The sequence below is a fragment of the Azohydromonas aeria genome, assembly GCF_009760915.1.
Lineage (GTDB): Bacteria > Pseudomonadota > Gammaproteobacteria > Burkholderiales > Burkholderiaceae_C > Azohydromonas > Azohydromonas aeria.
In genome coordinates, this window is sequence record NZ_VIDQ01000118.1 from 1 (window position 1) to 14990 (window position 14990).

Annotated in this window: 10 protein-coding genes; 4 read left to right on the forward strand and 6 right to left on the reverse strand. The window is 70.8% G+C overall.

The window, feature by feature from the left end:
* A partial coding sequence (locus tag FJ694_RS33865) for a tetratricopeptide repeat protein (protein ID WP_157271930.1) occupies positions 1-1054 on the reverse strand: 1054 nt, incomplete at its 3' end.
* Between the two features lie 346 nt (positions 1055-1400).
* On the opposite strand from FJ694_RS33865, the gene FJ694_RS33870 reads away from it, so the two are divergent.
* The 4 genes from FJ694_RS33870 to FJ694_RS37870 all read left to right on the forward strand — a co-directional run bounded on the left by FJ694_RS33870 (position 1401) and on the right by FJ694_RS37870 (position 8447).
* Positions 1401-2159, forward strand: a complete 759-nt coding sequence (locus FJ694_RS33870; protein WP_157271931.1) for a PEP-CTERM sorting domain-containing protein — start codon at positions 1401-1403, stop codon at positions 2157-2159.
* Between the two features lie 132 nt (positions 2160-2291).
* Positions 2292-3110, forward strand: coding sequence for a sterol desaturase family protein (locus FJ694_RS33875; protein ID WP_157271932.1), 819 nt, complete (start codon positions 2292-2294; stop codon positions 3108-3110).
* Positions 3111-3350: 240 nt separating this feature from the next.
* Positions 3351-4478 carry an HD-GYP domain-containing protein gene (locus FJ694_RS33880; RefSeq protein WP_157271933.1) on the forward strand — a complete coding sequence of 376 codons (1128 nt, stop codon included), beginning with the start codon at positions 3351-3353 and terminating at the stop codon, positions 4476-4478.
* Positions 4479-4490: 12 nt separating this feature from the next.
* Entirely contained in the window at positions 4491-8447 is a 3957-nt protein-coding gene (locus FJ694_RS37870) for a PAS domain-containing protein (RefSeq protein ID WP_157271934.1), read from the forward strand.
* 282 nt (positions 8448-8729) lie between these two features.
* On the opposite strand, the gene FJ694_RS33890 is transcribed toward FJ694_RS37870, so the two are convergent.
* The 5 genes from FJ694_RS33890 to FJ694_RS33910 form a co-directional block, all read right to left on the reverse strand.
* Positions 8730-9206: an OsmC family protein gene (locus FJ694_RS33890; protein ID WP_157271935.1), complete on the reverse strand. Its 477-nt coding sequence runs from the start codon at positions 9204-9206 to the stop codon at positions 8730-8732.
* Positions 9207-9305: 99 nt separating this feature from the next.
* On the reverse strand, positions 9306-9848 hold the full coding sequence (locus FJ694_RS33895) for a hypothetical protein (RefSeq protein WP_157271936.1): 543 nt from the start codon (positions 9846-9848) through the stop codon (positions 9306-9308).
* Positions 9849-10225: 377 nt separating this feature from the next.
* On the reverse strand, positions 10226-11272 hold the full coding sequence (locus FJ694_RS33900; RefSeq protein ID WP_232540346.1) for a zinc-binding dehydrogenase: 1047 nt from the start codon (positions 11270-11272) through the stop codon (positions 10226-10228).
* Positions 11273-11339: 67 nt separating this feature from the next.
* Positions 11340-13760: an EAL domain-containing protein gene (locus FJ694_RS33905; protein WP_157271937.1), complete on the reverse strand. Its 2421-nt coding sequence runs from the start codon at positions 13758-13760 to the stop codon at positions 11340-11342.
* The gene (locus FJ694_RS33910; RefSeq protein ID WP_157271938.1) at positions 13757-14602 is read right to left on the reverse strand and encodes a phosphate/phosphite/phosphonate ABC transporter substrate-binding protein; all 846 of its coding nucleotides are present in this window, start codon (positions 14600-14602) and stop codon (positions 13757-13759) included. The genes FJ694_RS33905 and FJ694_RS33910 overlap by 4 nt, the downstream gene beginning before the upstream one ends.
* Positions 14603-14990: the final 388 nt, after the last annotated feature.

Here is a 14990-nt window from a genome sequence, read left to right on the forward strand (position 1 = left end):
CGCGCAGCAGCGCCTGCGCCAGCAGCTGGCGCGCGGCCAGCGACTCGGGCATGAGCTGCTGCGCGCGCGTCAGGTGCGTGACGGCCTGCGCCAGCGCGCCGGCCTCGTACTCGATGGCGCCGGCCAGCTGCTGCGCGTAGCCGAAGTCGGGCGCGACCTTGAGCACGGCCTGGATGGACTCGCGCGCGGCCTTGAGGTCCTGGCGGCGCAGCGCGGACTGCGCCTCCAGCACGCGCGTCTGCGGGTGGCCCGGGAACACGCCCTTGAGCGCGGCGAGCTGCTTGTCGGCCTCCTCGTGCTTCTTCTGCGCGGTCAGCAGCCGGATCAGGCCGACGTAGGGCCCCATGGCGTCCTTGCGCGCGGCCTGCGCCTGCCGGTAGGCCTGCTCGGCGGCCGCGTCGTCGCCGGCGGCCTGCGCCAGCGCGGCCTGCAGCAGCCAGGCCTCCATGTCCTTGGGGTGCTGTTTGACGATCTCGTCCACCAGCGCCCGCGCCCCGGGCAGGTCGGACGACGCCGCGCGCAACCGCGCCTGCAGCAGCCGCGCCGGCACGTGCTGCGCGTCGAGATCCAGCGCCGCCTTGAGCCCCGCCTCGCCGCGCTCGCGCTGGCCCTGGGCCAGGTGCGCCTGGGCCAGCACGGTCTGCAGCGCCGCATTCGCCGCCGGCGTGGACAGCTTCGCCGCACCGAATCGCTCCAGCGCCTGCGCCGCCTTGCCCTGCAGCAGCAGCAGCCGCGCCATCAGCGGCACGGCCTCGTCCTGCGCGGCGCCCAGCTCCAGCGCCTTGGAGGTCTGCACCTCGGCGCCCACCAGGTCGCCCTGCTCCAGCAGCGTCTGGCCCAGCAGCACGCGCGCCTCGGCCAGGTCGGGCGACTTCTGCAGCGCGTTCTTGAGCTGGATGGTGGCGGCCCTGTAGTCGTTCTGGGCGATGTAGCCGCGCGCCGAGGCGGTCAGCGCCTTCGGGTCGTCATCCGGGCCGCAACCCAGCAGCGCGGCGGAGGTCAGCAGGCACAGGGACAGGGCGAGCGGGAGGCGGCGGGGGGTCTTGGTTTTCATGGAAGGGCGCGGATGCGCCGCGCGCAGAACTGCGGAACCGGGACACCGGGTGCGGTCTCGGGCGGATCGGAGCAACCCGCCATTGTGCGTGGCCTATGTGACAACTCGTGTTCGGACGCTGCGCAGGACTTCACACGCCGCTCGTGTGACGCACTTCCGCAGCAATGATTGAGGCAGCGCAAGGTGTCGGAAAACTTGACACTTTCTTGACGACACCTTGGCCGACTTGCGCTAACCGGTTGATTTCTTTCAATGTCCGGTAGGTGGCACTTCATTTGCTTACGAATTTACTGCTTCGACACAGAAGTGCAGTATTTTTTACAATCCTAGAGATGTGGAAAAGCAAGTGAAGCTCAACAAGATTGCGCTGGCCGCACTGGCCTTGGCCGCCGCCGGCACGGCGTCCGCTGCCAACCTGGTCGTCAACGGCGACTTCGAGCAGAACATGGGCCCCGGGATGATCGACAACGCCACCGTCCTCCAGGGCTGGGACAACGGCGCACCGCTGGACGGCTCGAACCGCATCCGCGCCTTCAACTTCGTCGTGAATGCCTTCGCCGACAGCGCCGGCTTCAGCTCGGAGCTGGGCAACATCACGATCTGGGGACCGGCCAACGGCGTCAACAACGGCTTCACCGGCAGCAACAACGGCGGCTACTTCGTGGGCGGCGACGGCGGATATGCCTGGGGCTGGCTGACGCAGGAGATCCAGGGACTGACCATCGGCCAGCAGTACTCGCTGAGCTTCGAGTGGGCGCAGGCGCAGTTCACCGATGCGCGCGGCGCGCACGAGTCGGGCTGGCAGGTCCAGTTCGGTGGCGACACGGTCACCACCGGCCTGCAGCCCAATGCCGACCAGGGCTTCGGCGGCTGGCGCTACGAGTCGTACAACTTCACGGCCACCTCCACCTCGCAGACCCTGGGCTTCCTGGCCATCGGCACGATCGGCTACCCGCCCTTCTCGCTGCTGGACGACGTGCGGCTGGAGGCCGTCAACTCCCCGCCGCCCCCCGCGGCCGTGCCCGAGCCCGCCTCGCTGGCGCTGGTGACCGCCGGCCTGTTCGGCGTGGCCGCCGTGCGCCGCCGCCGCCAGAAGCGCGGCTGATCCCCTCGACCGTGCCCGGCGCCCGCGGGCGCCGGCCTGGTGCCGGGCGGCTCCCTGACGGGCGCCGCCCTTTCCACCCTTCACCGCGGCGCGAGCCTTCGCCGCGTTTCATTTCCCGCAGGTCCGATCCCCATGCACGCCTTCCTCTACGACGTGGCCCGGCTCAGCGTGTGGCTGGTGCTGCTGGTGGCCGTGTTCGTGCCGCTGGAGCGCTTCTTCGCGCTGCGCCGCGCGCCGGTGCTGCGAGCGCAATGGCGCACGGACCTGTGCTGGTACTTCATCAACTCGCTGCTGCCGGCCATGGCCTACGCCATCCCGGTGGCGCTGCTGGCGCGCGCGCTGCACGGGCTCGACCCGCTGGGCTGGTACTCCACCGTGGCGGCCTGGCCGGTGGGCCTGAAACTGCTGGCGGCGCTGGTCGTCAACGACCTGGGCGTGTACTGGATGCACCGCTGGATGCACAGCAACTCCTTCCTGTGGCGCTTCCACGCCGTGCACCACAGCCCCGAGCAGCTCGACTGGCTGGCCAACACCCGCGCGCATCCCTTCGACATCGTCTTGGAGCGCCTGGCCGGGCTGCTGCCGGTGTACCTGCTGGGCCTGGGCTCGCCGGCGAACGGGCAGTTCGACCCGGTGGTGGCGCTGGTGACGATCTTCGGCACCTTCTGGAGCTTCCTGATCCACGCCAACCTGCGCCTGCGCCTGGGGCCGCTGGAGTGGCTGATCTCCACGCCCGCCTTCCACCACTGGCACCACACCAACGACGCGCACCGCGACCGCAACTTCGCGGCGATCTTTCCCTGGATCGACCGGCTCTTCGGCACGCATCACCTGCCCGGCCACTTCCCGCCGGTGTACGGCATCGACGGCCACGTCGGCGCGACGCTGTCGGAGCAGCTCATCGACCCGCTGCTGGGCCCGGTGCCGCCGCGCGCACGGGCCGCGGACTGAAGGCAGCACCCGGCCGGGACCGGGGTGAACATTTGGCACCGGCGCCACCCGCCGGCCCTCGACACCGCCGCCCGCTTGATCAGGCTCAAGGCCCGTGCGCGCCCGTGCGCGACGATGGCGCCGCGGCAGCCGTCCGGGCCAGCGGCATCCCTTCGCGGCGGCGTGTGCTTCAGCGGCGCCCGAATCTGCCGATGAACCCGGGTCCGGCGCCCGATTCCGCGCCCGCCACGACCCGCCCGCATGTCCCAGAGCACCATCCTGATCGTCGATGACCACCCGGAGAACCTGACGGTGCTGGGCGAGCTGCTGTGCGGCCACTACCGGGTGCGCGCGGCCAACTCCGGGGCGCGCGCTCTGCAGCTGGCGGCGCAGCAGCCGGTGCCCGACCTGGTGCTGCTCGACATCATGATGCCGGCCATGAGCGGCTACGAGGTGCTGCAGCGGCTGCACGCCGAGTCCGCCACGCGCGACGTGCCGGTGATCTTCATCACCGCGCTGGACGCCGTGGAGGACGAGCAGCGCGGCCTGGCGCTGGGCGCGGTGGACTACATCGCCAAGCCGCTGCACCCGGCCATCGTGCTGGCGCGGGTGCGCACGCACCTGGAGCTCAAGCGCGCGCGCGACCTGCTGCGCCGCGACAACGCCGCGCTGGAGGCCGAGATCGGGCGGCGCATGCACGAGAACCAGGTGATCCAGGACGTGACCATCCGCGCCCTGGCGCGCCTGGCCGAGACGCGCGACAACGAGACCGGCAACCACATCCTGCGCACCCAGGAATACGTGCTGACGCTGGCGCGGCTGGCGCGCGCGCTGCCGCGCTTCGCCGCCGCGCTCGACGAGCGCAGCATCGCGCTCATGGCCAAGTCGGCGCCGCTGCACGACATCGGCAAGGTCGGCATCCCCGACCAGATCCTGCTCAAGCCGGCCAAGCTCACGGCCGAGGAATGGGCCGTGATGAAGACGCACGCGGCGCTGGGCGCCGCGGCCATCGACCGCGCGGTGGCCGACATGCGCGAGCCGGTGGAGTTCCTGGCCTATGCGCGCGACATCGCCCTGCGCCACCACGAGCGCTGGGACGGCAGCGGCTACCCCGGCGGCCTGGCCGGCGAGGCCATCCCGCTGCCGGCGCGGCTGATGGCCATTGCCGACGTGTTCGACGCGCTGATCTCGCGCCGCGTCTACAAGGCGCCCATGCCCATGGAGCAGGTGCGCGAGATCCTGGCCGCCGAGCGCGGGCGGCATTTCGACCCGGACCTGCTCGACTGCTTCCTGGCGCACTACGACGAGTTCTGCGCCATCGCGCGGCGCCACCCGGACGAGGCCGGGTCGGAGGCGGGCATCGTCGCGGCCACGCGCGCCGCCGGCTGACGGCGCGCGGCCATGGCTCCACCGCAGGCCGCCGGCACGGGCCCGGCACCCGGGGACGGGCTGCCCGCGCGCGCCGGCCGGACGGCGCTGCGCCTGGCCCTGGGCTACGCCATGGCGGCGGGCGCGTGGATCCTGGGCTCGGACTGGCTGCTCGGGGCCCTGGTGCGCGACCCGGACTGGCTGGTGCGCGCCGGCGCGGTCAAGGGCTGGCTGTTCGTGGCCTTCACGGCCGTCCTGCTGTACGTGCTGGCGCGGCGCGGCGCGCTGGGCGCGCAGGGCCTGCCTCCGGCGCCGGCGCCGGAGGCCTCACCGCCCGCGGGATGGCGGGCCCGGGGACGGGCGCTGGCGCTGCCTGCGGCGATCGTGGCGCTGACGGCGCTGGCGCTGTGGCTGGACGCCGACGCGCGCCGCGCGCAGCAGCTGCGCCAGCTGGAGAGCGTGGCGGCGCAGCAGTCGAGCCAGCTCGGCACCTGGTTCTCCTACCGGCAATCGCAGGCGCGCTTCATCCGCTCCAGCACGATCTACGCCGGCATGTACGCGCGCTGGCGCGGCGGCGACGCCACGGCCCTGCCGCAGCTGATGGAGCGCCTGGTGGTGATGCGCGAGGCCTTCGGCAACCGCAGCGCCCTGGTGTTCGGCGAGGATGCGGCGCTGATCGCGGCCGAGGACCTCCAGGCCGAGCCGGCGGACCCGGCGCTGCGCGAGGCGGTGCGGCGGGCGCTGCGCAGCGGCGAGATCGTGCAGATCGCCGGCCGCGGCCCGGGCACGGGCACGGCCTGGCTGGACATGGTGGTGCCCGTGCTCGGCCCCGATGACACGGCGCGGCTGGCGGTGGTGCTGCGCGCGGACCTGGAGGACTTCGTGCTGCCGATGCTGCGCGGCTGGCCGCCGGGCCTGCGCACCGCGAGGACGGTGCTGGCGCGGCACGAGGGCGACGCGCTGGTGCCGCTGCTCGACGACCGTCGCGTGCCGGCGAACCGGCCCGCGCTGCTGGCCGGGCAGGTCGTGGCCGGCCGGCTGGCGCCCGGGAAGGCCGCCGCGGGCGTCGATTTCGACGGCGTGCCGGTGTTCGGCGCGGCGCGGCCCGTGCCCGGCTCGGGCTGGATGCTGGTGGCGCAGATGGACGCCGCCGAGCTGCGCAGCGAGGCGCTCAAGGACACGCTGTGGATCGTGGCGCTGGGCCTGCTGGCGCTGCTGGGCGTGCTGGCGCGCGCGGCGGCGCGGCGTGAGCGGCTCGCGCGCGAGCAGGCACAGGCCCAGCGCGCGGACCAGGAGCAGCGCCTGCGCGCGCTGGCGCTGGTGCGCGACCTGGCCGACAGCTCCAGCGACGTCATCTTCGCCAAGGACCTGCAAGGGCGCTACATCGTGTGCAACCGCGAGTTCAGCCGCCTGGGCGGCGTGCCGGTGGAAGCCGCGCTCGGCCGCGACGACGGCGACTTCTTCCCGCCGCGGCAGGCCGAGCTGATCCGTGCCCACGACGCGCGCGTGCTGGCCGACGGGCGCGTGCACACCTACGAGGAAGAGCTCGACACCGGCGACGGCCTGCGCACGTTCCTGGCCACCAAGGGGCCGCTGCGCGATGCCGACGGGCGCGTGATCGGGCTGTTCGGCATCTCGCGCGACATCACCGAGCGCAAGCGCGCGGAGGAGGCGCTGCGCGCGGCCACCGCGCAGCTGGTCAAGCTGTCGAAGGCGGTGGACCAGAGTCCGGTGGGCATCGCCATCCGCGACCTCGAAGGGCGCTTCGAGTACGTCAACGATGCCTTCGGCCGCATCACGGGCATCGACCGCGCGCAGGCCACGGGGCGCCCGGCCCACGAGCTGCAGCCGCTGCGCATGCCCGCGCACCGGCTGGAGGCCATGGCGCAGGCGCTCGCGGAAGGCCGGAGCTGGTCGGGCGAGTTCCTGAGCCGGCGCCACGACGGCGCGCGGTACGAGGAGCTGATCCAGGCCGCGCCGATCCGCCAGGACGGCGGGCGCATCACGCACGAGCTCTGGATCGTCGAGGACGTGACGGAGAAGAAGCGCATCGCCGCCGAGCTGGAGCGGCACCGCCACCGGCTGCAGGACCTGGTGGACGAGCGCACGCGGCAGCTGCGCGGCGCCAACGCCGAGCTGGTGCTCGCGCGCGACCGAGCCGACGCCGCCAACCAGGCCAAGAGCGCCTTCCTGGCCAACATGAGCCACGAGCTGCGCACCCCGCTCAACGCCATCCTGGGCCTGACGCACCTGCTGCACCGCGATGCGCTCGATGCCGTGCAGTCGCAGCGGCTGGAGCGCATCGGCGATGCGGCCGACCGGCTGCTGATGCTGCTCACCGACCTGCTCGACCTCTCGCGCATCGAGGCCGGGCGGCTGCGGCTGTGCGAGAACCCGTTCTCGCTGCGCGCGCTGCTGTCGGGCTGCGCCGCGCTGGTGGCGGACGCCGCGCGGGCGAAGGGACTGGAGTTGTCGGTGGACGCGGGTGCCGTGCCCGACGCGCTGGTCGGCGACGCCACGCGGCTGTCGCAGGCGCTGCACAAGCTGCTGGGCAACGCCGTGAAGTTCACCGAGAGCGGACGCATCGAGGTGCACGCCGAGGTGCTGGAGCGCGACGCGCAGGGGCTGCTGCTGCGGCTGCGGGTGCGCGACACGGGCATCGGCATCGCGCCGGCGCAGCTGGAGCGCGTCTTCGACGCCTTCGTGCAGTCGGACGCCTCGACCACGCGGCGCTTCGGCGGCACCGGGCTGGGGCTGGCGCTGACGCGGCGCCTGGCGCTGCTGCTGGGCGGTCAGGCCGGGGCCCGCAGCGAGCCGGGCGTGGGCAGCGAGTTCTGGATCAGCGCGCGGATGCGCGAGGGCACGCCCGCACCGGCGCCGGCCCTGCCCGCGCCGGGCAAGGAGGCCGATGCCGACGCCGTGCGCCGCCATGCCGGCGGCGCGCGCGTACTGCTGGTGGACGACGACCCGGTGGCCCAGGGCATGGCGCTGGAGCTGCTGCACTGGGCCGGGCTGGAGGTGGACACGGCCGGCGACGGCGCGCAGGCCGTGGCCGCCGCCGCCGCGCAGGCGTACGGCCTGGTGCTGATGGACCTGCGCATGCCGGGCATGGACGGCATCGAGGCGGCGCGGCGCATCCACGCCCTGCCGGGGTGCGGCGCGGTGCCGATCCTGGCACTGACGGGCCGGAACTCCGAGGCCGACCGAGCCGCCTGCACCGCGGCGGGCATGGTGGACCACGTGGCCAAGCCGATCGTGCCGGATCGGTTCTTTGCCGCGCTGCTGCGCTGGCTGCCAGCGCGCCGCGCGGAAGACATCTCGTCGCCGCCGGCCCGGGTGGCCGACGGGGCCGCCGCGGCCGATGCGCCCGCCGAAACCCCTGCCGCCGCCGCGCCCGGCGCGGCGCCGCTGCCGGCCATCGCCGGGCTGGATGCGGCGCTGGCGCTGCGCTACCTGGGCGGCCAGGCCGGGCTGTACCGCCGGGTGCTGGCGCAGTTCGTGGCGCATTACGGCGCGGAGCTGACGGTCGCGCGGCAGCGCCTGGCCGAGGGCGACACGGCGGCGCTGGCGGCGCTGGCGCATGCGCTGTGGGGCTCGGCCGAGCCCATCGGCGCGCCGGCATTGGCGCAGCGGGCACGCGCGCTGGAGCGGGCACTGGCCGAGGGCGCGTCGGCGGCCACGCTGGCCGCGTCCGGCCAGGCGCTGCTGGACGAGCTCCAGGGGCTGCTGGAGGCGATCCGCGCCGGGCTGGCGGGCACCGAGGCGGGCGACGACGGGGAAACCGGCGCCGCCACGGCCGACGCGGCGCGGCTCGACGAGCTGGCGGAGCTGCTGCGCGCCGGGGACTACCGCGCCGTGGCGCTGTGGAGGGCGCTGGCGCCGGCGCTGCGCCGGACCCATGCGGCGGCGGCCGGCGAGATCGACGCGCGGCTGCTGGAGTTTGATTTCGAGGGGGCGGTGGGGGTGCTGGAAGGAATCCGCCACTGCTGAGGCAGGACGGATGACTGGTCGGTATTGACCGGGTTTATCGAATCTAATGGGCAGGCCGAAGCCCAGGATGCCGCTGCCCTGCCCCGTCATTCCGGCGAAAGCCGGAATCCACGAACGCCGGGATGTCTCGCTGACAAACGCAGGCACGTGCCCACGCAGGCTATTCCACCGCAACGGCGCGCGTGGATTCCGGCTTTCGCCGGAATGACGATCGGGGTGCGAGGCATCGCGGCTGACGGGAAGCCACCGATCGAACTTCTTCGGTCGGCATCCGTTGTCGCATCACCCCGCCCGCCTCATCACCCCCTCGCACCGCACCTCCGTCACCACCGAATTGGCAATGAAGCATTCCTCATGCGCCGCGTGGTGCATTTCCTGGAACGCGGCCTCGTCGGGAACTGATTCTCCCGAGAACGTGACCTCGGGCCGCAGCGTGACCACGGACATGAACAGCTTTCCCCGGGCATTCTTTTCCATCACGCCCTCGGCCGCGTCCCGGTATTCATCGACGCGAAAGCCGCGCTGCGCCGCGATGGAGAGGAACCACAGCATGTGGCAACTCGACAGCGAGGCGACAAACATTTCCTCGGGATCGACGGCGGCCGGGTCGGAAAAAGGCATCCTCACGACATGCGGCGAGGACGATGCCTGCAGCACCGCGCCGCCGTCGAACTCGATGCGGTGGACGCGGCTGTAGCGGTTGTCGGTGAAGGGTTGCTCTTCGCGGAGCCAGAGGAGGTGGGAGGTGTAGGAGGGCATTATATTTTCATGCAATGGCAGCGAAAAAACAGAAAACAGCCCAGGCAGCGGCCATATATAGTCGCAGGGCAAGATTACACCTCGACATCAAAAGCGCACTTATTTGCCCTTGAGGCAAATTGCTCCACACTTGCAAAATCCATCTCGCTTTTCATGCAATGTAACCTTGATTACCCAATCGACCTCGCCAGGCCTTGAGACGTCACATCTGCACGATTGATCGTGGTGAACATCGCCCGCGGAGTTCAATGCACAAAAAACATGATTGCCGAGAACCTTGCTCATTCCACTTTTTGTATCGAAGGGACCAAACGATGTCACGACTGGAACCCATGCCGGCCCATCGATTCCTTGCGCTCCTGTCGGACCTTGTAGACCTTGCTTCCCGTTCTCCCCTTTGAATAAACCAGAGGCATTCATTTTTGCAATGAGCAAGTCGCGGAAGCTTTCATTTTCTACAACCTTTATTGCTATGGAGTTCAACTGCACATCCGACAATGATTTTGCAAGATAGTTTGTGAATATTGCAACCACCCAGGTGATCAGAGATGCGATCAATGCGCTGGCAACTCCAATCAATATAAGCATAACATGCTGACGTGACCACGCGCGCTCGTTTCCACCTGATTTCACATTTTCCATACTCAACCTCCTATTCTCCAATTATTTCATTGATTAATAATAAATCCATTTCAACCAACGCGCCTCACCCCTGTGCAGCAATCGTCATCAGCCCGCAGCACACGCCCAAAGAACGAATTCAATATAGTAAAAACACATAACATAGATTATTATTTTTTGTCAGAAAAAGCAATTTTTCCATGAATTTGTACTATATTTTCGAGACATTAACAAATTACATTGCGCCCACATGGGAAATCATGGAAAAATTAGCGTCACAAATTGAACTATTACCTACAGAACAGCGTCATTCTCAATATCAAGTGCGATCGACACTTCCGGCTCTAGCCAATCAAAAAATCCAAACAACGCCCAGCAGAAACTCAGGGTTCGAGACCTCACCCCACCCTCACCCCCACCTTCCCGAACTGCCTTCCCGACTCCAGCCGATCCAGCCCCGCATGAATGTCGGCCATCTCGAAGGTTGAATCGATCACCGGCCGAATCCCCCCGCCCGCGCAGGCCTTCAGCAGCGCGTCCATCTCATGCAGATCGCCGAGCGTCGAGCCGAATATCTGCAGTTGCCTAATAAAAACCCGCCGCAGATCCGCCGGCGGCTGGTCGCCGCTGGTGGCGCCGCAGGTGACGATGCGCCCGCCGCGCACCACCGAGCGCAGCGCGCTGCCCCACACCGCCGCGCCGATGTTCTCGATCACCACGTCCACGCCGCGCCCGCCGGTGAGCGCCAGTACCGCCTTGGCCACGTCCTGCTTCGCGCCGTTGACGGCGTGGTCGGCGCCCAGCGCCAGCGCGCGCTCCAGCTTGGCGTCGTCGCGTGACGTGACGATCGCCCGCGCCCCCGCCCACTTCACCAGTTGCAGCGCCGCCAGCGACACCCCGCCGCCGATGCCGAAGATCAGCACCGTCTCCCACGGTTTCAGTTGCGCCTTGGAGAACAGCATCCGCCACGCGGTGAGGTGGTTCACGCTCAGCGCGGCGGCCTCCTCGAAGCTGAAACCCTCGGGCATCGGGAACACGTTGCGCGCGGGCAGGCTGACGAACTGCGCCAGCGTGCCGTCGCGGTGCTCGCCGAGGTAGGAGACGCTGCCGCACAGCACGCCCTCGCCCCGCGCGCAGAACTCGCAGCGCCCGCAGCTGATGCCCGGGTGCACCAGCACGCGCTGGCCCGCGCGCAGCAGCGGCTCGCCGACATCGACCTCCTCGACCTCGCCCGCGCCGTCGATGCCCATGATCTGCGGCAGCCGGTGCGTGATGCCCGCGCCGCTGTCGCGCATGTACAGGTCCACCCGGTTCAGCGTGGCCGCGCGCAGCCGCACCAGCACCTCGCCGGGAGCGCGGCGCGGGCGCGGGCGCTCGCCCACCGTCACGACCTCGTTGCCGCCGTGGCCGGTGAGGTACACCGCCTGCATCGTCTGCTCGTCCATGCGCCGGGCCTCCCGCCTCGATTCCGGTTGATGAGCCAACGATTGTGCACACCCCCGGCGCGCGCCCTCAGGCCGGCAGCCGCGCCTCCAGCGGGCGCGACTCGTTCAGCTCCTGCGGGCGGCCGAAGTGGCAGCCCTGCACCTGGTCCACGCCCACGCCGCGCAGCAGCGCCAGCGTCTCCGGGTCCTCGACCATCTCGGCGATGGTGATCTTGTCCAGCCCCTTGGCCACGTCCACGATGGCGCGGATGAAGACCAGGTCGTTGGGCTCGCGCGCCAGGTTGCGCACGAACAGGCCGTCGATCTTGAGCACGTCCACCGGCAGGCTCTTCATGTAAGCGAAGCTGGCGAAGCCGCTGCCGAAGTCGTCCAGGCACACGCGGCAGCCCATGCCGTGCAGCTGGGCGATCAGGCGCTGCGCGTCCTTGAGGTCGCCCACGGCCGCCGTCTCGGTCAGCTCCACCAGCAGCCGGTGCGGCGCCACGCCGGTGCGGCGCAGCTCGCCCTCGATGTGGCGCGGCAGCGCCGGGTCGTCGAAGGAGCGGCCGGAGATGTTCACCGCCACCGCCGGCAGCTGCGGCATGCGCGCGAGCGTCTCCAGCGCGCGGCTGACCACCCAGCGGTCGATCTCGCGGATGAGCCCGCTGCGCTCGGCGTGCGGGATGAACTGCCCCGGCGTGATCAGGCGCTGCGGGTCGCTCTCGTCGCGCAGCCGCAGCAGCAGCTCGAAGTGCTGCAGCTCGCCTTCGTGCGCGCCGTACACGCCCTGGAACACGGGCACGAACTGGTCGTGGTCGAGCGCGCGGCGCAGCCGCTCGTTCCAGCCGATGCGCGCGAGCTTCTCGTCGGTGCCGTCGCGGTCGCGGTCGTAGAGCTGCCAGCCGTTCTTGCCGGCCTCCTTGGCCTGGTACATGGCCGCGTCGGCGCGCGCCACGAGCTCGTCCGGGTTGTCGGCATGCTCGGGGAACAGCGCCACGCCCAGGCTGGAGGTCAGGCGCAGGCTGCGGCCGCGGAACGACACCGGCAGCCGCGCGATCGCCGCCACCAGCCGGTCGCACAGCGCCTGCAGCGTCTCCGGCCCGTCGGGCTCGCAGATCAGCGCGAACTCGTCGCCGCCCAGGCGGCCGAGGAACTCGCTGCGCCGCACCAGCCCGCCCACCTCGGCGGCCACCTGCACCAGCACCTTGTCGCCGGCCTGGTGGCCGTAGCGGTCGTTGATGAGCTTGAACTCGTCCAGGTCGAACAGCAGCAGCGCCACCTGCGTGCCCTGGCGCTGCGCGTGCACCAGGCGCCGCTGCAGCTCGTGCTGGAAGGAGCGGCGGTTGTAGAGCCCGGTCAGCGGGTCGCGCTCGGCCAGGTAGACCAGCTGCTGCGCGGTGCGGCGCTCGCTGGTGACGTCGGCCAGGATCCACAGCCGCCCGATGGGGTGGCTGTCCTCGCCGCGCACCGGGTGCGCCGTGCGCGTGAGCACCGTGCCGTCGGACAGCCGCAGCTCCTGCGCGGCGCCGGCGCGCGCCGGGGCGGACGAGCCCGCGAAGCAGTCCGGCGCCACGCCGCGCGCCGCGGCCAGCGCGGCCAGCGCCTGCACGGCGTGGCCATCGAGCTCGGCATCGGCGTCGATGCCCAGCAGCCGGCACAGCGCGGGGTTGTGATAGACGATGCGGTCCTGCTCGTCGACGAACAGGATGCCGATGGTCATGGCCGACAGCAGCGCCGACAGCCGCGCATGCTCCGAGCGCGACTGGTCGAGGTAGCACTCCTGCAGCGCGTGCGCTTCCTCCAGCGCCTGCACCCGCTCGGCGATCGCGCCGGCCATGGTGTTGAACGCGCGCGTGAGCGTGCCCACCTCGTCGCCGCTGACGGCGCGCAGCCGCACCTCGAACTCGCCCTCGGCAATGCGCCGCGCCGCATTGGTCAGCTGCTTGAGCGGACGCGTCAGCCAGCGCCCCACCGCCACCAGCAACAGCAGCGACACGCCGATGGCCACCACGCCGATGGCCACGTTCTGCGCCACCAGGCGCTGCGCCGTGGCGTTGAGATCGCGCAGCGCGATGCCGAAGTGCAGCCGCCCGTACGTCTGGCCAGCGAGCTCGATGGGCATGTCCACGTCGAAGTAGCCGTCAGGCAGGTCCAGCCGCAGCTCGGCGTCGGCCAGCGGCAGCCGCCGGCGCATGTCCCAGCCCTCGCTGGCCATGGGCCGCCCCTCCTCGTCGAGCAGCACCAGGTAGGCGATGGCGTGCGCGCTGCGGCTCTCGCGCAGGATCTCCTGCAGCGTGACGAGGTCCTCCTGCGCCAGCGGCGCGGCCAGCGCGGCGTTGAGCAGCGGCTTGGACTGCTCCACGCGCAGCGCCGCCTGCGCGCGCAGCGTGTTGTCCATGATCTGCGCGCCGCTGAGCACCACCAGCCCCAGCACGGCCGCCTCCAGCACCACGCAGGCCAGGATGATGCGGGCCGACAGCGAGCGCAGCAGCGCCTTGAGCCGGCTCAACGCATGTTCTCCAGCTGCGCCTTGAGGTCGCCCACCAGCGGGTCGAGGCTGGCCATGTCGCGCGGCACGATGGGTGCGAGCCCGCCGTGGCCGAGCTCATCGACGAAGCGGCGGCCTGCCTCGGTGGCGTTGGCGAATTCCAGCATCGTGCGCCGCACCGTCTCGACCTCCGGCGGAGCCAGCGCCGGGCTGGCCAGGTACAGCAGCGGCGTGGTCGTGCTCAGCACGGTGACGATGCGCACCTCCGCCACCGTCGACTGCGACAGCTGCCGCAGCGCCGTGGCCGAGCTGATGGCCGCCGCCGCGTCGCCGCGCTGCAGCGCGGCCAGCGAGTTGGCATGGCTGGAGGTGGCGCGCAGGGTCACGTCGCGCCCGGGCACCAGGCCGCGCTCGCGCAGCGCGCGCTGCCCGGCCAGCGTCAGCGTGGCCAGCAGGTCGGTGGTGGCAATGATCTGGCCGCGCAGCGCCTCCAGGCTCTGCAGCGGGCCGTCCCTGGGCGTGACCAGCAGCACCTCGAGCGAGTGCACCGGCCGCGCCAGCGGCACGTAGCCCGTCTCCAGCTGCGCCAGGCGCCCGAACGCGGGCGAGGTGGCCACCAGGTCGTACTCGCGCTTGGCGGTCTTGTCGAGGAAGGTGATGTAGTCCGGCGCTGTCACCAGCCGCACCGGGCGCTGCAGCGCGCGCTCGAGCTGCTCCTGCAGCGGCCGGTACAGCTGCACGATGGCGCGCGCGCTCAGGTAGGGCACCACGCCCAGCGTCAGAGGCCGCTCGCCGGCGGCATGGGCCGATACCCAGGCCAGCCCGAGCAGCAGGCTGGGCAGGAGCTTCAAAAGGGCGCGCATCGACGGCAAGGGCGGCTGCTGAAAGGGGTGGATGCACTCCGGCGCCACTTGTCAAGCGTCCGCTGGAGGGCATTGAGTGGAGCCTCGGATTGTCACCCCCCTAGATTCAAGGGGGTTTTCCTTCGGGACGTTACAGCGTGATACCTGACACGGTAAAGGCCCGCACGGTAGGCGCGCAGGCTTAACCGTTCTTTACGCCGTCCACACCGCGGCGAAAAGCGGCGCCCTCAACCTTCAGGCTCCCACTGCGTGGAGCCCTGAAGAGATGAACACCCCGATCGCTACCGTTTCGACTTCCCCCCTGGCCGGCCGCGCGCTGCGCCGGCGCGCCGCCGCGGCGCTGCTGGCCCTGGGCGGCCTGGCCGGCGCGGCGCTGGCGCAGGCCCAG